This is a genomic window from Lactiplantibacillus sp. B652, assembly GCF_023806745.1.
GTDB classification, from domain to species: Bacteria; Bacillota; Bacilli; order Lactobacillales; family Lactobacillaceae; genus Lactiplantibacillus; species Lactiplantibacillus pentosus.
On record NZ_JAMSKY010000002.1, the window covers coordinates 26,225 to 49,868 of the forward strand.

General features: G+C 49.4%; 18 protein-coding genes. 5 read left to right on the plus strand and 13 right to left on the minus strand.

The genetic code is table 11. The features are described 5' to 3' along the window. Positions 1 to 158: 158 nt before the first annotated feature. The gene (locus MZO40_RS02870; protein WP_105961774.1) at positions 159 to 401 is read right to left on the minus strand and encodes a hypothetical protein; all 243 of its coding nucleotides are present in this window, start codon (positions 399 to 401) and stop codon (positions 159 to 161) included. Between the two features lie 251 nt (positions 402 to 652). Between MZO40_RS02870 and mvk the strand changes: the two genes are divergently transcribed. The 4 genes from mvk to fni all read left to right on the plus strand — a co-directional run bounded on the left by mvk (position 653) and on the right by fni (position 4,841). After that, a complete protein-coding gene (mvk, locus tag MZO40_RS02875; RefSeq protein ID WP_101873507.1) occupies positions 653 to 1,591 on the plus strand; it encodes a mevalonate kinase in 939 nt (312 codons plus the stop codon). Between the two features lie 21 nt (positions 1,592 to 1,612). Beyond that, on the plus strand, positions 1,613 to 2,593 hold the full coding sequence (gene mvaD, locus MZO40_RS02880; RefSeq protein WP_105961775.1) for a diphosphomevalonate decarboxylase: 981 nt from the start codon (positions 1,613 to 1,615) through the stop codon (positions 2,591 to 2,593). Positions 2,594 to 2,642: 49 nt separating this feature from the next. Then, entirely contained in the window at positions 2,643 to 3,734 is a 1,092-nt protein-coding gene (locus tag MZO40_RS02885) for a phosphomevalonate kinase (protein WP_088769544.1), read from the plus strand. Positions 3,735 to 3,806: 72 nt separating this feature from the next. Continuing rightward, complete coding sequence (fni, locus tag MZO40_RS02890) at positions 3,807 to 4,841, plus strand: type 2 isopentenyl-diphosphate Delta-isomerase (protein ID WP_105961776.1); 1,035 nt, start codon at positions 3,807 to 3,809, stop codon at positions 4,839 to 4,841. Between the two features lie 1,115 nt (positions 4,842 to 5,956). On the opposite strand, the gene MZO40_RS02895 is transcribed toward fni, so the two are convergent. The 10 genes from MZO40_RS02895 to MZO40_RS02940 form a co-directional block, all read right to left on the minus strand. Further along, positions 5,957 to 7,264: an MFS transporter gene (locus MZO40_RS02895; protein ID WP_105961777.1), complete on the minus strand. Its 1,308-nt coding sequence runs from the start codon at positions 7,262 to 7,264 to the stop codon at positions 5,957 to 5,959. Positions 7,265 to 7,281: 17 nt separating this feature from the next. Then, complete coding sequence (leuD, locus tag MZO40_RS02900) at positions 7,282 to 7,866, minus strand: 3-isopropylmalate dehydratase small subunit (RefSeq protein ID WP_105961778.1); 585 nt, start codon at positions 7,864 to 7,866, stop codon at positions 7,282 to 7,284. A gap of 1 nt (position 7,867) precedes the next feature. Further along, positions 7,868 to 9,241 carry a 3-isopropylmalate dehydratase large subunit gene (gene leuC, locus MZO40_RS02905; protein ID WP_252133092.1) on the minus strand — a complete coding sequence of 458 codons (1,374 nt, stop codon included), beginning with the start codon at positions 9,239 to 9,241 and terminating at the stop codon, positions 7,868 to 7,870. Further along, entirely contained in the window at positions 9,222 to 10,301 is a 1,080-nt protein-coding gene (gene leuB, locus MZO40_RS02910) for a 3-isopropylmalate dehydrogenase (protein WP_105961780.1), read from the minus strand. The genes leuC and leuB overlap by 20 nt, the downstream gene beginning before the upstream one ends. Continuing rightward, positions 10,301 to 11,464 (minus strand): 2-isopropylmalate synthase, encoded by a 1,164-nt coding sequence (locus tag MZO40_RS02915; RefSeq protein WP_122217596.1) that lies wholly within the window; start codon positions 11,462 to 11,464, stop codon positions 10,301 to 10,303. Before MZO40_RS02915 ends, leuB begins: the two co-directional genes overlap by 1 nt. A 447-nt stretch (positions 11,465 to 11,911) precedes the next feature. Next, positions 11,912 to 12,934, minus strand: a complete 1,023-nt coding sequence (locus MZO40_RS02920) for an aldose epimerase family protein (protein WP_105961781.1) — start codon at positions 12,932 to 12,934, stop codon at positions 11,912 to 11,914. Positions 12,935 to 12,956: 22 nt separating this feature from the next. Beyond that, entirely contained in the window at positions 12,957 to 15,203 is a 2,247-nt protein-coding gene (locus tag MZO40_RS02925; protein WP_105961782.1) for a glycoside hydrolase family 65 protein, read from the minus strand. Positions 15,204 to 15,217: 14 nt separating this feature from the next. After that, a complete protein-coding gene (locus MZO40_RS02930; RefSeq protein ID WP_056953007.1) occupies positions 15,218 to 16,564 on the minus strand; it encodes an SLC45 family MFS transporter in 1,347 nt (448 codons plus the stop codon). A 381-nt stretch (positions 16,565 to 16,945) separates the two neighbouring features. Beyond that, positions 16,946 to 17,872, minus strand: coding sequence for a zinc ribbon domain-containing protein (locus MZO40_RS02935; RefSeq protein WP_105961783.1), 927 nt, complete (start codon positions 17,870 to 17,872; stop codon positions 16,946 to 16,948). Between the two features lie 194 nt (positions 17,873 to 18,066). Further along, positions 18,067 to 19,434, minus strand: coding sequence for an RsmB/NOP family class I SAM-dependent RNA methyltransferase (locus tag MZO40_RS02940; protein ID WP_105961784.1), 1,368 nt, complete (start codon positions 19,432 to 19,434; stop codon positions 18,067 to 18,069). Positions 19,435 to 19,582: 148 nt separating this feature from the next. Between MZO40_RS02940 and MZO40_RS02945 the strand changes: the two genes are divergently transcribed. Next, the gene (locus tag MZO40_RS02945; protein WP_252133093.1) at positions 19,583 to 20,392 is read left to right on the plus strand and encodes a Cof-type HAD-IIB family hydrolase; all 810 of its coding nucleotides are present in this window, start codon (positions 19,583 to 19,585) and stop codon (positions 20,390 to 20,392) included. Between the two features lie 295 nt (positions 20,393 to 20,687). Here MZO40_RS02945 and MZO40_RS02950 read toward each other — a convergent pair whose 3' ends face one another. Then, positions 20,688 to 22,187, minus strand: a complete 1,500-nt coding sequence (locus tag MZO40_RS02950) for an APC family permease (RefSeq protein WP_050338698.1) — start codon at positions 22,185 to 22,187, stop codon at positions 20,688 to 20,690. 23 nt (positions 22,188 to 22,210) lie between these two features. After that, positions 22,211 to 23,560, minus strand: coding sequence for an aspartate aminotransferase family protein (locus tag MZO40_RS02955; protein ID WP_105961786.1), 1,350 nt, complete (start codon positions 23,558 to 23,560; stop codon positions 22,211 to 22,213). Between the last annotated feature and the right edge of the window lie 84 nt (positions 23,561 to 23,644).

Genomic DNA, 23,644 nt, shown 5'->3' on the forward strand with positions numbered 1-23,644 from the left:
TTCCCCAGATTATTGATTGTAAAGCTGTCGTGTTGCATGCTGTATCCGCGGCGCACTAGCAATTTGATTAGTGCGCCATACGGATTATTGACAGCCTTATCGCATACCATTTTAAATTATAGCATATTCATGCACTGAGCTTGACCCGGACCCCTCGTCTAGGTGAAATCAGCAGGGCTAATCTCAACTGACGGATAATGACTGAGCTGGTCTAAGTCCGTATCCAGTGGGCAATGATACAATTCATAGAAGGTTTGGGGATGAGCTTGTCGCAATGTTGCTAGTTTTGACCGTGTCCGCTTTAGATCTGTTGAAACGTAGACCGCGGCAACGACCCCGACTTGCTTCGGCGTTTCTTCGACATAACCGGTCATAATCAGATAAACTTCTGTCTCTGGCATGGAATCACCCTCATTTCTAATTATTTTCTAATTCTACCATATTCACGCCTAGTCGCCACTAGTTGCCATCCTTTAATGGCACAAACAATCGACAGGTATTGCATGCCACTTGAATTTGTTAGTTTCCAAACCAGTCCAATTTAATTTCAGCTTAAAATCCAGCCGCTAACCGTAGTTGCCGTGGCAAAATCCACGCGAATAAGGTATTATGAAGCTATTATCAATCTACTTACAGAAAGGCAGCGACACGATTGAAAAATCTAGCTACCGGTACTAGTCATGCCAAAATTATTTTAATTGGGGAGCACGGCGTCGTCTATGGACAACCCGCGATTGCCTTACCAATTTCGACGATTCAAATGCAGGCGACGATTCATCGCCGCGATGCCGCTCAGACCGTTAAAAGTCGGTACTTCAACGGCGACTTCAACATGATGTCCGCCAATTTAGGGGGTATTCAGACCCTCATCAAAACTTTGCTGGAACGCTTCGACGCGCCAGATCAAGGCTTTGATATTCATATTACAAGCGATATTCCTTCCGAACGTGGAATGGGCTCTTCAGCCGCCGCGGCAGTTGCCGTCACCCGCGCGTTCTATGATTTTTTCGAACGCCCACTCTCACACCAAACGTTATTAGCAACGGCCAACATTGCCGAGAGCTATACCCATGGACAACCGAGTGGGCTCGACGTGGCGACGGCCAGCGCGAAATCACCAGTCTGGTTCGTCAAGGGACGAGAAAATTTCCCAATTCCGGTCAAATTGCCCGGATATTTAGTCATTGCGGATACTGGTATTAAGAGTCAGACCAAAATTGCCGTTGCAACTGTCCGTAACTTACTGATGATTGAGGGCGCCACGATTCAAAAAAGGATCGACCACTTAGGTGACGTGACTCGCCAAGCACGAACCGCGTTAGCAGATGGTAACATGGGCGCACTGGCAACAGCACTCAATGGCGCACAAGATGATTTACGGGCACTAGGTGTCAGTCATCCCGCGCTTGAACAGTTGCTCGCGGTTGCCCGCCAGCACGGTGCCTTAGCTGCAAAACTCACTGGCAGTGGCCAAGGTGGCTGCTTGATCGCGCTCGCCCCTGAGGCTAGTATCGCCAACCAACTCGCGCAAGAATTAAGCGCTGCGGGGGCCACGGCAACTTGGGTCGAACCACTTTTGACTGATGATTAATTAACTTTTGGAGGAAAATTCATGGCAAAAACTGTAACCGCAAAGGCCCACACGAACATTGCACTGGTCAAATACTGGGGCAAAAAGGATGCCGACTTGATGCTACCCCAAAACGGCAGTATCTCACTCACCTTAGACCATTTCTATACGCAAACTAGCGTGACTTTTGCCACACAACTGACTGCCGACGAAATTGAGTTCAATGGTCAGCGCCTGACCGCCCAAAAAGCGGCCCGCATCAGTCAGTTTTTGGACCTGGTTCGCCAACAAAGCGGTCAGACAGCCTACGCCAAGGTCGTCACTGAAAATCACGTGCCGACCTCAGCGGGACTAGCTTCCTCTGCTTCTGGCTTTGCCGCCTTAGCGGGTGCGGCCAGTCGTGCAGCCGGTTTGCAACTCGACTTGACCGACTTATCACGACTCGCACGTCGGGGGTCTGGTTCAGCGACCCGCTCGATTTTTGGTGGCTTCGTCGAATGGCACGCCGGACATGATGATGCTAGTTCTTACGCGGAAGTCTTACAGGACCCGGTGGATTGGGATATTCAGATGATTGCCGTCGTACTCAAGGCCACGCAAAAACCAATCAGTTCGACTGCTGGCATGGCACGAGTCGTTCAAACCTCCCCTTACTATCCAGCTTGGGTCCAGACCGCCGAAGCCGATTTGAAACGGATGCGACAAGCGATCGCGGCCCGCGATCTACAGCAGGTCGGACAAATCGCAGAGACCAATGCGATGCGGATGCACGCGCTTAATTTGAGTGCCGAACCCGCGTTTAACTATTTTACCGCTGAGACGTTAACCGCAATTCAGGCGGTCACCGACTTGCGTTCACAAGGGGTAAACTGTTATTATACTTTGGACGCTGGCCCGAACGTTAAAATCATTTGTGCGGGTCAGGATACTGACGTGATTAAGACAGCGTTACAACAATATTTCGAACCTGAACAACTGATTGTTGCCAAACCCGGTCCTGGAATCACGATAACAGAAAATTAATGCAGTTTAATTTAAATGGTCATGACTGGCCATGAAAGGACATGATGGCATGATAACGGTGAAAGCTCCTGGAAAACTCTACATTGCCGGCGAATATGCAGTGGTGGAAAGCGGTTATCCAGCAATTATCGTTGCGCTCGACCAGTTCGTGACCGCAACGATTTCACCTAGCGAAACGATTGGGAGTATCGTTTCAGAACAATACCAAGAAAACTCAATCGTTTGGCGACGTCAGGGCGATGCGATGGTCTTCGATAATCGCGATAACCCCTTCCATTATATTTTGGCAGCAATCAGTTACACTGAAAGCTATGCCCACGAACTAGGCCGTGACCTCGGGGTATACCACCTCGGGATCAACAGTGAACTTGATAGCGCGGATGGCAAAAAATACGGTCTTGGTTCTTCGGCTGCGGTCACCGTGGCCACCGTCAAGGCGTTATGCGAGTTTTACCACTTACCAATGGATAAGCCGAAGCTCTTCAAACTAGCGGCGATTGCCCACCTCTCTGTTCAGGGAAATGGTTCACTGGGCGATATTGCGGCGAGTGTTTACGGCGGTTGGATCGCCTACCACTCGTTTGATCGTGATTGGTTGCAGCTACAACAAGCCCAATCCAGTCTCAGCGAACTATTGGCAATGACTTGGCCAGATTTGAGCATTGAACTCTTAACGCCACCTGCCGACTTGCGTTTGATGATTGGCTGGACCGGCTCGCCGGCTTCAACCTCGCGCTTAGTCGATAAGGTCGCATTGGTCAAGGCCAAACAGCGCAGTGAATACCAAACCTTCTTACAAGCCAGTAAAGCCTGTCTGAAACGCATGATCACTGGTTTTCACCACGGTGACCTGGATGCGATTCAAACGGAATTGCGGCTCAACCGACAGTTGCTACAAAAGCTCGGTACGTTTAGTCACGTGACGATTGAAACGCCACTATTACAACGCATGATTCAATTGGCTGAAAACGCCGGCGCAGCGGCTAAAACTTCTGGTGCTGGCGGTGGGGATTGCGGCATCGTCTTGATCAATCAAGCGATCGACCCCCAACCGCTCTTAGCGGCTTGGGCCGCTGAAGGTATCGAACAACTCAATTTAAACGTTCACACGGTGCAAGATACCGTCTTACCAAATTCTTAAGCCTGTTACTGACGAGCCTGGCACACCCTGCCAGACTCGTTTTCAGATTAACCTGATATTGGAGGTGGCCTGATGCCACAAAGTCAACAATCTCATCGTAAAGACGAACACGTTTCCCTGGCCGAGAAGTACTATCATGGGGATCAACCAAATAGCTTCGACCAAGTCCGGATTCGCCACGATGCCCTACCTGAAACCGCAGTCGCCGACGTCAATTTAAGGACGACCATTGGACAGTGGCACTGGGACAGTCCGCTCTATATCGAAGCCATGACTGGCGGCTCCCCGCACACTGGCGAACTAAATGCACGGCTTGGAAAAATTGCGGCGGCGTGTGGCCTACCGATTGCGACCGGCTCGCAAAGTGTCGCCATCAAAGATCCCCAATTAGCTGACACCTTTAGCAGTATGCGGACCAATAATCCTGATGGGTTGATTTTTGGTAACCTCGGCGCAGGTCATCCGCTGGCAGCCGCCCAAACGGCAATCAAAATGTTACAAGCTGATGCGCTCGAATTGCATCTAAACGTCGTCCAAGAAATCGTCATGCCCGAGGGAGACCGCGACTTTCATTGGCTGGCCAATATTCAAGCGCTGGTCCAAGCTTTACCCGTACCAGTGATCGTCAAGGAAGTCGGCTTTGGCATTTCTAAGCCAACCATGCAACAACTTTACCAGGCCGGTGTCCGCTACATCGATCTCGGTGGTCATGGCGGGACCAACTTCGTAGATATCGAAAATCGGCGTCGACCGCAGCGTGACATGGCCTATCTCCATGACTTTGGATTGACCACCGTCGAATCCTTGCTGAGTGTTCAAGGTCATCCACAAGACTTGACGATTTTTGCAGCTGGTGGCATTCGCCAGCCACTCGATGTCTTGAAGGCCCTGTTGCTGGGAGCGGATGCTGTCGGAATGGCTGGGACCGTACTCCACGCGTTGCTCCACCATACTGACGATGAAGTTATTGCAATGCTAACTGACTGGCAAAGCCAATTAAAACGGCTCTTAGCACTGGTCGGTGCAACCTCGATTGCTGATTTACATCAGATGGGTGATAAAATCCTACTATCACCGGAACTTGTTAATTACAAACAAACGCTTTAAAAGCGACAAAATCACGACTGACAAGTCACGTATTAAGTTACGTTGGAACTTGTTAGTCGTGATTTTTGTATGTAACAACAATAATAGACTGCCGATGCATTTGCTAATTATTATTTAGCATGAATCATGATTTAATCGTGCCAATTATTAAGTTCAAATGCGGCCAGCTGAGAATCGCTGGAAATAAGGCGAGTTAGCGTAAACCTGCTGTTGTAGCGACGTCCTATGCCGGCTTCCAGGCATTCTGGGCAATGGCCGGAACGTGGTGGACACAGATTTAAGCCGACAACCCACGTCTTAAATACTGGTCTTTCACTAACCAAGCCAAAAACGCTTGCTAAGTGAAATTTCACCACTGGGCCTTGCCCAGAATACCTTCCAGCCGGGATGGTATTCGAAAGGCAGACATATGTGGACCCAACTTTTTGTTGAATTGGTCGTTGGTTCATTGGTCCACGAGAATTTTGATATTGAACTGTCAGACTGTTTTCTACCAATCGCTAACCTTTCCTACTCATGTTTTAAGGCCTCTGACAAGCGACTTTACTGAACTTGCCAGAATTTTATCTAGTCGTCTGAGATAGCAAAATTTTGAATTATAAGCGAAGGTCGTTTTATCGACTAAATGCAAGACTAGTGTCCGTTGAAATTAGTGAATTATATTCAGTAATCTTCTCAGTACTCAAATGTCATAAAGCATCAGCGATATCAATTCAAAGCTTGCTTGAAGGACAAGGCCCTAATATTCAGTGGTAAATCGTACCCAGATAAGTGGCCGTTCATCCGCCATTCGAGCGGGTTCCCGACTGGAGGGGCTGGCTGACAATGCTCAAGAGCGAAATTCTTCTTGTCCGGGTGGGGTTTCCCGGGCTAGAAGAAGACTCGTATTTGAAATTGCGCAGTGGGTTTCTGCGTGAGTTCAAATCGATGTCCGCCCTGTTCCAGCGTTGTCAGCCAGCCCCGGAGGTCGGACTAAGACGCTCTCGGCTGACGAACAGTAAGCCACATAATTAGCATGTTTTAATCATGACGAATTAACTAGCACCATGCGTAACCCATATGATCCATTGCGCACACCACACATCAACACTAGTTAACCCCCCGTTCTCACCGACTCAATCTAACCGCCGCTGACTGGTTTCAACACCTAGTCCCCAGACGACGAGTCCAGCCAACAATGCGATGCCGCTGATGATCCAGAAAATCACGTTGACGCTGGTCACTTGTAGTAGCCAAGCAACGACGATTGGCATTGCAACCGTGAATAATTTTGCAGTCCCATTAGCAATGCCAGAACCACGAAAGCGGAATTTAGTCGGAAATAACTCTGAGACGTATACCGCGACGACACTTGCCATTAGAATATAGAAACAAACAGTCAGTGCAAAGCCCACCATGACAACGCCACGGATCGCAGTTTGTTGTCCATATCCCATGCCCAGTACCGCTGTCAGTAGAAAGGATGGCACGATGGTCCATTTGCGGCCGATACGATCGACCAAGTAAGCACCGACTGCGCAGCCGATTGGGGCGCCTAACATCATGACGGTTGACACCCCTAGGGAGCCCGTCACGTTGATGCCGCGTTTGACCAATAACGTTGGTACCCAGGAAGTAAATGTATACTGACAAATAATCGTGGCTGAAACGGCAACGATGGCGACGAATAAACTGACGCCTAGGTGCCGGCTAACTGGTGCATTGGGCCGGACTGATGTGGTTTGTGCCTCATCCACGTGTGCCTGCCCCGTTGAGACTTCCAAACGTTTGATCACCGCAGCCGCAGCGACTGGTTGGCCGTGGCTCAACAACCACCGGGGTGATTCTGGAATGTCGCGGCGGAGCACCCACAAGATTGCGGCAATGATGCCAATCGCGGCAAACATCACCCGCCAACCAAAGCGCGGAATGATCATCGTGCAAGCAAGCATCGTCACTGGGGCGCCCGTGTTGGCAATCACCAACACGCTGGCACACCACCGTCCGCGCCGATGCACGGGTGCGAACTCGTTGATCATCGCATACCCGGTCACGATTTCGGATCCTAAGCCGATACTAGCAATCAAGCGACAGCCAATCAAAACCGCCATGTTGGGTGCAAAGGCTGCTAAAAAGGTAAAGCCGCCAAATAGTAACAAATTAACTTGATATGCGACCCGGCGTCCCTTCAAATCACCGATAAAGCCAGCGGTCAATGAACCAATGAAGAGGCCCAAAAAGCCGCTCGATAGGAAGTACGAGTTGGTGGCAATCGTTGACCAGCCACTCTTCAATAACGTGCTCGCGACGGCACTTGCCATATACACATCCGCAGCATCCAAGAACATGCCACCTGCAACTAACGCAAAAATCTTATAAAACAGCGGTGACTCATGGGTCCGGTCGATTCGCTGTCGCAACTGTGTCTCTGTCTGAATTTCCATGCGCATGAACCACCCTTTCAATCATAAGTTGGAATCTTCGCTTCATAGGCCTCAATCTGGTCTTCATATCCCATCGTAATCGCAATATCGTCCAAGCCATTAATAAATTTGTGTTTCCATAACGGGTCAATTTCAAAATGAAACTGTTGATCTTGGTAGCAAACGACCTGGTTGGGTAAATCGACCGTCACTTCCGCATTCGGCGCAATTTGTGCTAATTGAAGCCGGTCTGCTTCCGGCAAAGTGATCGCCAGTACACCATTTTTGGTGCTGTTCATGTAGAAAATATCACTGTAACTGCCAGCAATGATTACTTGAAAGCCGAAGTCCTTAAGGGCCCACACCGCGTGTTCACGTGAGGAGCCGCAGCCAAAGTTCGCACCCGTCACTAGAATATGAGCTCCCTGCCGTTCCGGTCGGTTTAAAATGAACTCCGGGTCCGGATCGTTGGGATGACGGTAGCGCCAGTCATAAAATAGATGGTCGCCATAACCGACTTTTAAAATGTTCTTCAAAAATTGTTTTGGAATAATCTGGTCAGTATCAATATTTTCTTTCATCAATGGGATCGTCGTGCTCGTAATCGTGGTAATTGGCGTCATCTTAAAGCGCTTCCTTTCGAATATCAACAAAGTGGCCGTTAATTGCGGCATACGCCACCATCGCTGGGCTAGCTAAGTGGATTCGCGAGCCCGCACCCTGGCGACCCTCAAAGTTCCGATTCGAGGTCGACGCACAGTGCAGACCAGCGGGAACCTGGTCCGGATTCATCCCTAAGCAGGCTGAACATCCCGGTTCACGCCACTCACAACCAGCGTCCTTAAAAATCTTATCTAAGCCAAGACGTTCAGCAGCTTCTTTGACTGCCCGAGACCCAGGAACGACCAGTGCAGTCAAACCAGGTGCAATATGATGCCCGCATAAGACATTGGCCGCAATCTTTAAGTCTGACAGGCGACCATTGGTGCACGAACCAAAGAAGGCGTACTGAATCGGAATATCGACGGCGGCTTGACCAGGATGCAAGCCCACGTATTCGTATGCTTTTTGGTCATCCGCGTTCTTAATCGGTGGTAATTGTTGGTCAATCGGAATCGACATGCCGGGGTTCGTTCCCCAGGAGACGAATGGCGCCAAGTCACTGACATCAAAATCAATCACGCGATCAAAGGCGGCTGGGTCGTCCGTGTAATACTGCCGCCAATCGGCAATCGCTTTGGCCATGTTTTTAGGGGCATATTTACGACCGGCGACGTAATCAAAAGTCGTTTGGTCTGGCTTAACTTGACACATTTTTGCGCCACCTTCGATCCCCATATTGCAGAGGGTCATTCGTTCGGGCATGCTCATGCGTTCAATCGTGTCACCGTAGAGTTCGACCGCGTAACCCGTCCCGAATGCGACCCCTTCACGAGCGATGATGCCCATGATAATATCCTTCGCATAAACGCCGTGTCCGAGCTGGCCATGAACGTGGATCCCCATGGTTTTCGGCTTCGTTTGCCAGATGGTCTGAGTCGCGAGCACGTGTTCAACCTCGCTAGTGCCGATGCCAAACGCGATTGACCCAAAGGCGCCGTGGGTCGCGGTATGTGAGTCACCACATACGATGACCATCCCAGGCTGCGTTAAGCCCAATTGTGGGCCAATCACGTGAATAATACCCTGATCCGCATCGCCCATACCCGCGAGCCGAACATGAAATTCGGCGGCATTGTGGGCCAGCGTTTCAATCTGTTTGCGTGAAATCGCGTCCTTAATGTTAAAAATATCCTCGGTTGGCACGTTATGATCCATCGTCGCAAACGTCTTGTCGGTCCGGCGTACGTGGCGATGATTTTCTCGTAAGCCCTCAAAGGCTTGAGGCGACGTCACCTCGTGTAATAAATGCAAATCCACATAAATTAATTGTGGCTCACCAGCTTTACCGCTGATGACGTGACGATTCCAAAGTTTATCAAACATGGTCTGTGGCATAGACTTCCCTACTTTCTTGAATGTGATTAATAATGGCAGCGGTCACTGCGGTCGTCGTGGCTGACCCACCCAAATCAGGGGTGACGATTCCGGCCGCCATCACCGCATCGATAGCTGTTGTGATCTCATTGGCTAAATCAGTCCGTTTAAATGAATGTACGAGCATCAGGGCGACGGAGCGAATCATCGCAATCGGATTAGCGCGACTTTGCCCGGCAATATCTGGTGCTGAACCGTGAATCGGCTCATATAAGGCCGGCCCCTGACTACCCTGACTGATTGATGGGATCGTTCCTAGCGACCCGGTGATTTCAGCGGCTTCATCGCTCAAAATGTCGCCGAAGAGGTTGGCCGTCAAAATCACATCGAATTGTTCCGGATGAGCAATCAGTTGCATGGCCGTCGCGTCAACGTATTTGGTATCATAAGTGACTGCTGGAAATTCAGCGGCAATTGCTGCAACGACTTGCCGCCAGAGTCGACTACTAGCCAATACGTTCGCCTTATCGACTAACGTCACATGTTGGCTGCGGGTGGTCGCAAATTGAAAAGCTAAGCGCGCAATACGGGCAATCTCTTCACGTTGATAACGCATCGTATCAACTGCCATCTCTGAACTGAACGTCCGTGGTTGGCCAAAATAAATCCCACTCGTCAATTCTCTGAAAATAACGAAATCAACCGGGGCCGCTAACTTCAACGGTGAATAGTGCTGATTCGCCTCAGTGATCCGTGTTGGCCGAATATTTGCAAATAAGTTTAACGCCTGACGTAAAGCGAGTAGCCCCGCTTCTGGACGTTGCGGGGACAGGTCCCATTTTGGGCCACCGACCGCCGCTAATAACACAGCATCACTCGCTTGGCAGGTCGCCAAAGTCGTTGCGGGTAACGGCTCGCCGCACTGGTCGATTGCAATCCCACCAAAGGGGACTGCTTGTAGCTGGTATTGGAATTGATCTTGACTGACTGCCTTAAGCACCGCTAAGGCCGCGGTCATAATCTCTGGTCCGACACCGTCACCAGCTAGGATCGCAATCTGAGCAACTGAAGTTGTCGTCATTACGCCACCCCCGTTTCAAAATTGGCCATCATTGTTTTCAAATCAGCATCACAGACAATATCGACTTGTTCAGCGATCCGTTTGAATTGCGCAAACACAGCTGCCATTTGTTGTGGGTCGATCCGGTAACCTAATTGCTGTAATTTGTGCATGACCGCGTGGGAGCCAGATAACTTGCCTAATGGTAACGTTGTCTTCGGCGCCCCGACACTAGCAGGTGTCAAAATCCCATACGTCTGCGGATTTTTCAGCATGCCGTCTTGGTGAATGCCAGATTCATGTGCGAAGGCGTTGGCCCCAATTACAGCTTTATTATGCGGGATCGGCATTTCAGCGGCCTGACTGATTAATTGACTCGTCGCCCAGGTCTCGCTTAATTGAATATGGTCGTCAACCTGATAATAATCATGGCGCACGTGTAAAGCGGCTGCGACTTCTTCAAGTGCGGCATTACCGGCCCGTTCGCCAATGCCGTTGATGGTGCCCTCGATTCTGGTCGCACCGTGTGCAATCGCGGCTAAACTATTGGCAACGGCTAATCCAAGATCATCATGGCAATGAACTGAAAAAGTGACTTCATTGAAACTCGCGACGTGTTGTTGTAAGAAATCGAACAATTGACCAAACTCAACGGGATTCGTATAACCGACCGTGTCCGGAATATTGATCACTGTGGCGCCCGCATCTATGGCCGTCTGAATCGCCGTCGCTAGGAAATCTGCTTCGGTGCGCGTCGCATCCTCAGGCGAAAATTCCACGACTTCGAAAAATTGACGGGCATAGCGCACCATTTCGTCAATCGTCGCTAGCACTTGGGCCTTGGTCATATGTAATTTAGCCTCACGATGAATCGGACTCGTTGCGATAAACACGTGCACTTGACGATGCCGGGCCGCTTTGGTCGCACTGACACAAGCATCGATGTCGCCCTGCCGTGCGCGTGCTAAACCCGTGACAGTTGTGTGTTTGACTGCCTTCGATACTTCCTGGACGGCTTCAAAATCGGCCGTAGACGCAATCGGAAAACCCGCTTCGATGCAGTCGACACCCCAGCGTTCAAGCTGCTTGGCAATTGCGACCTTCTGGGCGACACTGAAATTGACGCCAATCGTCTGCTCCCCATCTCGGAGCGTCGTATCAAAAAATTGAATCATTTTACTCATATTAATCACCTTTCTATCCGGCTAACTTAGAAGTAACGGAACAAAGAAAAAAGCACCCCATCGTGAAATGGGATGCTTGCTCGAGCCCCATTCCATAACGCAAATAGGACTCGACATAAATTGTCTGAGTCCTGCATCATAATAATAAGGCTAATAAGGTGGTCATCATGGTTACTGATTTAATTTGCATTTTAGTCATCATCATGACCTCCCTTAAAATTTGTTGTGATTAATATAACATGCGGTCTCATGTCATTCAATTCATTTTCTAATTAAATTATAATATTAAGCATTTAACCCCACTTTTTCCGGTTGCCTGGTGGCCAATTAACATTAATCCACAGCATTTTGACGAATTATATTAACTTGTACGTCATTTAATTTTGTGCAAAAGATAACACCGTCAGCCTAAAATATGGTTGACGGTGTTATCGGACTTATTCGAATTTAGCGCGTTTGATTGCCCACATAGCGATACTGATTGATAAATGTCCGCGGCGTGTCCGCCCTGAGAATCGGATCACCAAAGCCGTGATGGTTAATGGCATCCGGTAAGGTCTGCAGTTCGACTGCCAGTGCGTGATACTTTCCGGCCGTGGTCGCTTGGCCATGATCCGGGTTGGCAGTGAAAATCACCATGCCATTGCGGTCGGTGTTGAAAATCAGCTGACCGTGTGCTGCGACTAATCTGCCTGCCGGTTCAGACTGATGGTCAATGACGTAGCAGTCATCGTAACCTAGCTGCCCCGTTTCTTGACTTAATCGGTCCAGTTGCGCTTGAATCACAGGCTGGGCGCGAAAATCATAGGCTGGTGACGGCACGTAGAAGACCCCCGTAGGCACCTTGTCTTGGTCGGTATGCACTAACTTTGTCGAATTAATGCCTAATTGCTGCGAATTGATCAGGGCCGCACCGCCATTCAAATTGAAATACACATGACAAGTCGGATCAAACAGCGTATCAGCACTCGTCACCCCATGATAAGTGATTTGCACCGTATCATCCGTCGTCAGCCGATAGCTCACCGTGACCTTCAAATCACCCGGAAAGCCATCTTCAGTGGACAATAAGGTCGTCGTTAACGTCACCGTATCCCCAGTGGGGTCAAAATGGCCGTCAAAATTATGCGTCTGTAAACCGTGATCGCCGCCATGTAACAGGTGTTGACCATCGTTTGGTGGCAATCGATAAGTCTGGTCATGCAACTTGAACTGAGCATGGCCGATGCGACCAGCCACCCGCCCAATCGTTTTGCCAACCTGATACGGCGTCTTGAGATAGTCGTCTAGCGTTTCAAAGTGCCAAACGAGCGACTGGGGCTGACCGTCAACTTGCACGATGAAGTCATACCAGGTCGCGGCATAACTGAGCACTTGCAATTGGCTGTGGCGCGCATTTTCAATCGTATAGCGCCAGACGGGCTCGCCTTGATAGCTGCCAAACGGGACTTTTGAAATCGTACGCCTCACCCTCTCATTTTATGGTTGTTAGTTAGGCTTGTTGCAAGCTTTGGGTTTCCCCGTTGACTTGCACGTCGATTGGATCACCCGCAATCAATTTCAGACTCGTCCCATCGTGATCGACCGTGACTTCGATGATGCGGTCACGGAAGACTTGCCGGAAGGAATACTTGGTCCATTGCTTAGGCAAGAATGGGCGGTAACTTAATTGACCATCATGCACCCGCATGCCGGCAAATCCTTGCACCATGGCGATCCAGCCACCGGTCATGGAAGTGATGTGTAAGCCATCGACCGTATCGTTGTTATAGTTATCCAAGTCCAAACGAGCGGTCCGATTGTAGAATTCAACCGCCTTGTCTTCATAGTGCAAGTCCGCTGCGAGCACCGCGTGAATGGCTGGTGAGAGACTGGATTCGTGCACCGTCATTGGTTCATAGAAATCAAAGTTGTGCTTCAATTGGTCACTTGAGAAATCGTCAATGAAGTCGTACATCACTTGTAGGACGTCGCCTTGCTTAATATATGGTGACCGTAAAATGTGATCCCATGACCAGTGTTGGTTGATTGGCAATTGGTCAGCTGGAATGGCCGAGACTGGTTCGAGGTCTTTATCCAAATACCCATCATGTTGAACGAAGATGTCCAGATCTTTGTCATATGGTAAGTACATCCGGTCGACAATATCTTGCCACTTTGCGCGTTCTTCAGGGGTGACGTTCAAAGCCGCTGCTTGGTCAGCGTCCACTTGGTCCAAGATTTCAAGCGTGTACTTTAAGGTCCACTGTGCTAAATAATTGGTGTTAAAGTTGTTGTCCACGTTGTTCTCGTATTCATCTGGACCGGTAACGCCGTGAATCATGTACTGCTGGTTGCGTTTACTGAAGTGTACCCGGTCAGCCCAGAAACGTGAAATCTCGGTCAAGACTTTGCTACCTTCATGTAAGACGTAGGACGTATCGCCGGTGTAGCGCGTGTAATTGTAAATCGCAAATGCAATATCGCCGTTACGATGGATTTCTTCAAACGTGATTTCCCATTCATTATGGCATTCGATCCCGTTGAAGGTCACCATTGGGAAAAGTGCGCCCTTCAAGCCTTGTTGTTGCGCATTATGATAGGCACCATCCAATTGCTTGTAACGGTACATCAACAGGTTCCGTGTGACTTCTGGCTTAGTGATACCTAAGTAGACGGGCACTGCGAAGGCTTCCGTATCCCAGTAAGTCGCACCACCGTATTTTTCACCGGTGAATCCTTTTGGTCCGATATTCAAACGCGGATCGTCGCCATAGTATGTGCTGAACAATTCAAATAGGTTGAACCGCATGCCTTGTTGTGCGGCGGTATCCCCTTCGATTTGAATATCAGATTGTTGCCACCGGTCAGCCCAGACCGTCTCATGTGCACTGAGTAAGTCGTCAAATGACTGAGCCTCAACCGTCTTCGTGAGGCGTTCAAGTGCGGTCATGATGGCATCATCAGTCGGATAATCACGTGAGGTCACGACCACGACCCGTTTTTCAAAACTAACACTTGCGCCAGCATCTAAATCGCCGTAGTACCGGTCGATTGTCGCGGTATCCGTCACTTGAGCGGCTTTATGTGTTAATTCAGTCACATAACTAACTTGCATTCCTGATGTGAATTGCGGCGTACCGAAGTCATTAGGCGTCGTTTGGGCAATCAAGCGGTTGTCCGTTACTTGGTGGACATTCCAGAAGCGTTCGTCATAGTTGGCGTCCTCATTTTTGACATCAGCGTCTAATGCCGAAGCGACTTTAATATTCACCGATTGGTCACTCAAGTTTTCAAAAGTAACCTTTTGAACGGAGAGTTCCTTTTGAGCGACACTCAGGAAGCGTTCAAAGGTGACTCGGACTGATTGGCCGTCTTGGTTAACGATAAATGACCGCGTCAATGTTCCGTGCTGCATGTCCAAGTCGAGTTTGAAATCGCTGAAATCAGCTTGTGCCAAATCGATCTTGGTACCATTAATTTTGAAGTTGATCTTGATGAAGTTGACGGCATTGATGACCTTACCAAAGTATTCAGGGTAGCCATTCTTCCACCAGCCGACCCGGGTCTTATCTGGATACCAGACACCACCAAGATAGATACCTGGTAATGTGTCACCGGAATAGTCTTCTTCAAAGAAGCCCCGCATCCCCATGTAGCCGTTACCTAAACTAGTCATTGATTCTTGGAGCCGTTTGTCTTCCGGCTTGAAGTCTGTCGTCAGTACGTGCCAAGGATTAACGTCAAAAATTCGTTTCATGATTGTTTGTCCCCCTAATTTTTGTAAGTTTCTTTAATCATGCCGACTGAAGCGGCACCGATTGCTAAAATAATTGCGGCAAAGATAAACATGTTAGCTTGCGAATTACCGAATAATGGGTAAAGTGCGAAGCTCAAGAGTGATGCCACGATTTGTGGTAAACAAATTGACCCATTGAATAGTCCCAAGTAGGTCCCCATGTGTTCACCAGATAAGGCGTTCGTCACCATCGTTAATGGATAAGTGTTCATCGAAGCCCAAGCCATCCCAACTAATACGAATGAAACGATCAAGGCGTATTGGCTGTGGATGAAGAAGATTGATAAGAACCCAACGGCCCCAAGCAATAAACTAATGGCGTAGCCAGCCTTGTGATGCTTGTTAGGCACTTTAGCTAGCACGTATGACCATACAACGGCCGCAACGGATTGAACCGCGGATAAAATCCCGTACCAGTTACCTGCAGCTTGATAGCCCGCCGAACTAGCATTGGTCGTGTTCCAAACGTTGGCTGCCATGGCACCCGTTGAGTAAGTCCAGAGATATTGGAACGCCATCCAGCAGAAGAATTGTACTAAGGCCACTAACCAGAAGACTTTTGGCGCCTTCTTTAATAAGGCAAACCAGTTACCACCGGATTTATTAGCGCTTTCATCAATGCCGTGATATTTGGCATAAGTGACTGGATCATATTCACGTACGCGGGCAATCGTGACAATCGTTGAAACAACTAAGATGGCCGCGCCAATGTAGAATGACCAGATGACGGAATTTGGAATAATCCCCTTAGCTGCCGTATTGGCAACCCCAAATAATGTCAGTAAGAATGGGAAGATGGCGGCAATCACTGCCCCGGTATTCAGTAAGAAACTCTGAATCCCATAGGCGTAACTCTTTTGGTCATCATTAACCATGTCACCAACCATCATTTTGAACGGTTGCATTGCCACGTTTGATGATAAATCCAGAAAAGCCACAGTGATCGCACCGAATAACAAGGCCGCCATGGAAGCGTAACCAAATCCAAACGAACCAGAGTTAGGCAATAGTAACATCACGATGGCTGCCACCACTGTCCCTAAAATCAAATACGGTAAGCGCCGTCCGCCTAACCGTGGTGCCCAAGTCCGATCAGATAAACTCCCAATAATCGGTTGAACGATCAATCCAGCTAATGGCGGTAAAATGAAGAACCACCCTAAGTTGTTTGGATCAGCACCCAACGTTTGAAAAATTCGGCTCATTTGTGAGCTTTGCAATGTAAATGCCATTTGAACGCCAAGGAACCCCAGACTCATCATCCAGATTTTACTCGATGAAAGTTTTGGAAGCCCGGCCGTTGTTTTAGCTGTCTCTTTCACAATAATGCCTCCCAAAAAATAATGTGATTGCTTAATACCATGTTTGTATTGTAAAACCGCTTTCAAAATAATGCAAGCGGTTGCGTAAAATTGCATGGTAGCGTTTTAGTTGCGTGCATGACTGGATAACGCTAATAAAATCCAGTGATTGCGGGTGTTTATCTGAATTAACAACTGGCTGATATTCATAAAAAGTTCACAAAAAAGTCATATAAAAATCAACATTTTTGCACGTCATTGCGTAAAACGTTTGCACAGCATTAACATTTCCTTTGCATGTTATTCCGTTGCCACGGTGTGCATGAAGATTTTTTTGGTCAGACGAAAAAAACGTCCGCCCGAGCCACAGCCCAAACGCACGTTTCAATCCATCGCTATATTTTAATCAGCATTTGCAATCTTCGCAAAGCCATTTTGTAAATCCGTATTCGCAGAACTCGTAAAGTTATACGTGGTGTTGGTATCTTGTGAAACCAGTACATCTGGTGACCCATCATGGAAGACGTACAAGTAAATGATCACCTGAGTACCATGCTGATAAGCTGCGGCGGCCACGACCTGATAGTTGGCATCCTTATTCGCTTTAGTCGTCCAGGTCAATTTCACGGCATTACCATTAACGGTGATTTTGTCTTGATAATTATTGTCACGAATATCGGTTGGCAAGTCTAACCCATCAACCGAGACGCTTTGACCGTCATAAGTGCCTGCATACGATTGATTCATGGTATCCTGCCACGTCGCCATAAACGAGGACAATTCACTCATTTTGGCCGTCGACCATTTAGCCGCAGTTTTCGTGGTCGAACTCGACGATGATTGCGTGCTGGCAGCCGACGATGATGATGAGGACTTCGTCGCTGTTGACGAGCTCGACGTTGCCGTGGTAGTCGAATCCGTGTTGGCACTGTTGTGGCTGAACCAGTAGTAGCCACCACCTACCAGCACAATGACAATGAGGGCCAGTAAGAGCGCTGGCAGGCCACGATGCGGTGGTCGTGGGCTTTGCTGGGCGTGTTGCGCTGAACGCGTGGTGGGCGCCACCGTGTCATCAGTATCATCAACCGTGTTTTCGACCCCGGCTGATGAGTCTGACTGAGCCGCTCTAGTCGTGTGATCATCAACATCAGCCGCCGAATGGGTGTCCGCACGGGATGCTGCGTTCTCACTGGTTGCGCGAGTTGTTGCCGAGCTGGCCGCTGAACGCGGCGCTGCACTCGACGAGGTTGGCAAAATCAGACGTGCCCCGCAGTTTTCGCAGAACAAGGCGTCCAAGTCATTCTTTTTCCCACAATTTGGGCAATACATAGCTTCTCCTCCAATATTACGGTTGTTCTCCATGGCGTAATCATTGCCACGATTGCGCATCTATCAGTTTACCATGAAACCTGATCCAGCTGGGGCTCGCCGCTCAAGCCACGTCAAGCACGGTCTGACCAGACTTGTCGCAACAACACGCCAGTACTCGACTTGCATGGCGACAATAGACGCTGCTGGTCAACTTATAACTCAGTATTCTCTGGCGTTGCCAAGAATCGTAAGCCTTTCGGGAAGAAGTTCTTGACTGTCTTGCCAACGATTTTGCCGTAACCAACTGGTAGGCCGTCACACACTAACACGTGAAAACCGGTCTCCGCGCTAGTGGCTAGATCAAACGTCTCACCGTGGACATATTGTTGCCACTGGTCCCTACTGATGGAGACGGTCGTCATCCCAAGCCCATCGCTAGCAAGCGCTAAGGCGTAGCTCGGTTCAAAGCGATTTTTCTTGAAGGTCCCAAGTAAAATTCCGGGACGGAAGACCTTAACTTTCCGCAGAACGGGCATTAATTCAGGCACACCGTAAAGTTGATCACCATGCGCTTGCAAAACTAAGCCTGACAAACTAGTCAAACCCTGTTGGCGTTCGAATGCTTGCCACAATTGACGTTGCGGCGCACTCAACTGTTCACGAACCACTTTTTTGGCTTTGACCGTGTCGGTACCGCGATAATGCAACTTGGCGATAAAATGGCCTTCGCCACGCATCAAGTGTGGGAATAACCGGGCCGCCTTGGCTAACTCTGGATTGCCATCAGCCCACTCTGGTCGCGCATCCGCAATGCCCGCGGTCTTGGGCAGAGCTTCCAGTTCGAATTCTGGGTAGGTCGCCAGCAGCCAGGCCATCATCTGCTCGTCTTCTTCCGGCGCAAACGTACAGGTCGAATAAATCAAATGGCCACCAGGCTTCAGCATCTTGACCGCCTCAGTCAAGATCTCACGCTGCCGAGTGGCACATTCGGCTGGATAGTCGGGTGTCCAATATTGGATGGCATCGTGATCCTTACGAAACATCCCTTCACCAGAACACGGTGCGTCGACTAAAATGCGGTCAAAAAATCCAGGGAGCTCCTTTGCGAGTGCTGCAGGTGTTGCGTTGGTAATCACGGTATTACGGGCGGCATAACGTTCAACGTTATCACCCAGTGCCGTCACCCGTTTTGGATTGATCTCATTAGTGACTAATAAGCCAGTTTGTTGTAAATAACTGAGTAAGTGGGTCGTTTTGCCACCTGGTGCAGCACATAGATCGAGCACCCGTTCACCCAATTCTGGTTTGGCGAACTCACCGACTGTCATGGCACTCGGCTCTTGACTATAGACTGCCCCGGCTAAATGTTCCAACGCGTTGCCGTTGACCTTGCCGTAGTATCCAATCGGGCTGTAAGCAATCGGTGCGTCCATCTTGGCGTGCATGGCGGCAGTCGTCGCCTTATTGGGGTTGACTCGAAACCCCTTTTCCACGGGCCCATCGAAAGCCGCTAAAAAAGCGAGGGCTTCGTCACCCAATAAGTCTTGATATTTTTGAATAAACGCTGCTGGTAATTGCAACAGATTCTCCTCCTTACGCGATAAATCATCCTCAACTAGATTACCACATTTCACCAGTCCTGTAAGGTGGCAAAGATTCGCATTCGAGCGATATTTATGCTAAATTAAACTAATTAACCACCGGAAGATATGGGAGATGTTTGTCAAAATGGAAAGAAAACTAATTGCGTTAGACTTAGATGGCACCACACTCAATGCTGAATCCAAACTCAATTCAGCGACGATCCACACTATGCAGCGCTTGCAAGCAGCGGGCCACGTTGTCAGTATCATCACTGGTCGCTCATATCAAGGCTCTCAGTCGATTTACGATAAGCTCCATCTCACGAGCCCAATGATTAATTTCAATGGCTCCCTTGGCCACCTACCTCACCAAGAATGGCCGTTAGAATATCAGTTCACCATTAATAAAGCCATCGTGCTCGCATTGGTCAAATATCGTGAACACTTGGGCATCAATGAAATTATTGCTGAAAATAAAACCAGTACGATGACAGCCGGTCAAGACTTGATTGCCGGTCAATTCTTCCCAGAAATTGCGGATAGTCCCCGTTTGACACCCGCCACACTGACCCGCAATCCAAATTCATTGGTGCTATTGGTCCAACTCGACCGGCGTGATGCAATTATTGACTGGATCACTGACCGGTTTGGTGACCAAGTCGATGTCGGTGTTTGGGGTGGCCCGAATGCGATTTTAGAAATCACCTCCAAGGGTGTTCATAAAGCCAAGGGGGTCGCCTACTTAGCAGACCACTTACAAATCGCCCGGCGCAATATTATTGCCTTTGGTGATGAGCACAACGACTTAGAAATGCTCCAATACGCAGGTCTGGGGGTTGCGATGGCCAACGGGACGGACAAAATCAAGGCGACCGCGGATGATATCACACCGTATGACAACGACCAAAATGGCGTCGCTCGGTATTTGAACGACTACTTTGAACTGGCCGAATAAATCGCCCGTAGCTGAGCCATGCCGCACAGGTCGTGCCGATCAATGGATCACGACCGACGCCATAATATTGTTGGTGTTGCTGTCAGTCTTCTGAATGGGTTACCACCGTCCGGCCGGGCCTGGCAAATCCCACCACTACCAGTTGTAAACACGACTTGGTCACGAATGGTATCAATCATTAAATCACCCGCTTTGCAACTGCGATGCGAAGTAATTCAAAAAAATCGGCGTTTCGAGCCTACACACTCGAAACGCCGATTTTATGATTTCATTCAGTTATTGCTAATCACAAATACTAATCTTCTTGTTCCTCAACGACCGACTTATCCACTTGCGCACTGGACTTTGCAGTAGTCGTCGTTTGACGTTGTTTGCCAGCGAGGTATGAATGGCGCATGCCGTAACAGAAGTAGATCACCAGGCCCAGGATGAACCAGATACCCGCGTACAATTTAGCTTGAATATCGAGGCCCATGAACACGAACAGTGCACCCAAGAAGGCCACGGCTGGTAAGACTGGGTAGAATGGCATTTTGAAGGCTGGTTCAGGAATGTCGACCCCTTCACGTCGCCGGAGTGCATAAATGCCTAACGAAACGAACATGAAGGCAATCAGCGTCCCCGCGGAAATCAATTGGGCTAAGAACGCAAATGGACAAAAGGCCCCAATGATAATCGCGACGATCGTCAACACGAGTAGCGCGTTGTTCGGTTGGTTGTGCTTTAATTTGCCCAACCACTTTGGCAACATGCCATCGCGACCGAAAGAATAAATCAACCGTGAACCGGCTAACGTCATCCCAATCAAGGCGGTGAACATCCCTAAGACGGCAATCGCCTGAATGACACTTGCCACGATTGGATGGCCGGCGTGCCGCAATGCCCAGCCAACTGGTTCCGCGTTATTGGCATAAGAAGAATACTTAAACATACCGACTAAGACCAACGCAACGGCCACAAACAGCACCACCGCAATGACTAGTGAGCCCAGGATCCCACGAGGCATCGTTTTGCCCGGATTCTTCGCTTCAGCTGAGTTCGCCGCAATCGAATCAAAACCAATGTAGGCCAAGAAAATCATCGAGACCCCGGCGTAAATTCCTTGCCAGCCACCAAACGCACTACCATCCGCGTTTAAATGGTACTTCGGAATAAACGGGACGTAATTTTGCCAATGAATCGCCGTCGCACCAACCACGATGAAGGTCAACACGGCTAGGACTTTCAGGACAACGAGGACGTTTTCCACGCGGGACGCCTTGCTGACACCACGAGACAGTAACAGTGAAACCAATGCAATCACCAGCACGGCAATCAAATCGACCACCCCACCGTTCGTGCCAAAGGTGTTCGATAAGGCATTCGGGAGCTTTAATCCTAGTGGGGTCAAGAGTCCCCGCAAATTGGCAGAGAGCCCGGAACCAACGAAGGCCAGCGCAATGAAATATTCCGCTAACAACGCCCAACCGGCGATCCAACCGAAGAATTCACCGAACATGACGTTGATCCAGGAATAGGCTGAACCAGCAAACGGCATCGCTGCCGCCATTTCAGCGTAGGCAAAAGCAACTAGTCCGGCAACGATGGCCGCCACGATAAATGAAAAGACCACCGCGGGGCCCGCATGTTCCGCCGCCACGACGCCAGGTAAAGTGAAGATTGACGTTGAAACAATCGTCCCGACCCCGAGGGCTAAGAAATCCTTGACCGTTAATACCCGGGCCAAATGGGAATCCTTATCCTCATAAATACTGGGGTCTTCTTTTAGTGTTAACCGTTTGAATAAGCGTTGCATCTAATTCCTCCTAAAATTAACCGTTACCAGCCCATTTTCCCTTGTGGCCGGTGAACGCGTCCCTGTTCCGCCGCAGTCATCGCGTCATCGATGGCCGCTAACGCTGTATCGAGCTGATCCTTCGTGATGACTAGCGGTGGTTGGAACCGTAAAATGTTACCTTTGAGCGTAATCATGACGACACCCCGCTCAAACGCGGCGTAAATGACATCACTCGCAAATTCTGGGTCTGGCTGTTGACTAGCTTGATCAGTGACTAACTCGATGCCACCATTCAGCCCATACATCCGCACTTGACCGATTCTGGGGTGCCGCGTTTGTAAGTCCAAAAACTGGCTTTCCGCGTAACGACCCAGACGTGCGGACCGTTCAACCAATTCTTCATCAGCCAGCACATCGAGCGTCGCTAACGCAGCCGCACAACAGACCGGATTAGCCGCGGTGGTAAAGACGTGGGCTGGTGCACCGAGGCTTTCCATGATCTCCCGCCGCCCAATCACGGCGCTCAGTGGCATGCCTGAAGCAATCGACTTACCGACAGACATCAGGTCCGGGCGAATACCAGGAAAGTTTTGAATACTCCACATTTTGCCCGTTCGTCCCATGCCCTGATTGACTTCATCAACGGCAAATAAAATGCCGTGTTGATGGCAAAAGTCATAAACAAGTTGAACGTATTCCTCAGGTGCTTGGCGAATCCCGCCATCACCTTGAATCGGTTCGATCAAGACGCAGGCCGTCTCATCAGCTGGTAAATACGATTCAAACGGTGCTTTGAACGCATGAAAGTACCGCAGCGCTAACTGATGATCCGTCTCATGCGGCAGTCGCCGGTAAGTATCTGGATATGGCACGTGCACGACTCCAGGTAATAGTGGCCCCATATGACGCGTCATGTTGAGGCTGACGCCCGACAAAGACATCGAGCCATAAGTTGAGCCATGGTAAGCATCCGTATAGGCCACTATGTATTGACGCTTGGTGTAGCCCCGGGCGAATTTGATAATGGCGTCATTGGCATCCGACCCGGAATTACCGAAAATCACTTCATTGTCAGTTCCCGGAGCCAACTTGGCTAACCGTTCCGCTAACTGTTGTTCCGGCTGGTGGTGAAAATACGCCGGCGTATAATGAATTAACTTAGCGGCCTGGTCCTGAATAGCTTTGACCACTCGCGGATGCGTGTGACCGACGTTAATGGCCGAGGCACTTGCCAATAAATCAATATATTGATTGCCGTCAACGTCGGTGAGCAGCGCACCGTGCGCGTGGTCGATCACTAAGTCATAATAATTGATGCGTGCGGCCGTCGCCATATAATGGTCTTCACGTTCAATCAGCTGTTGGTCCAAACGGTGGTTATTACTAATCATCTGCAAGCCCCCATTTATTTAATAAGACCCATTTTAATCATACTTTAATATTTATGCAAGTGCAGATAGTCCCTTCACTCGCGG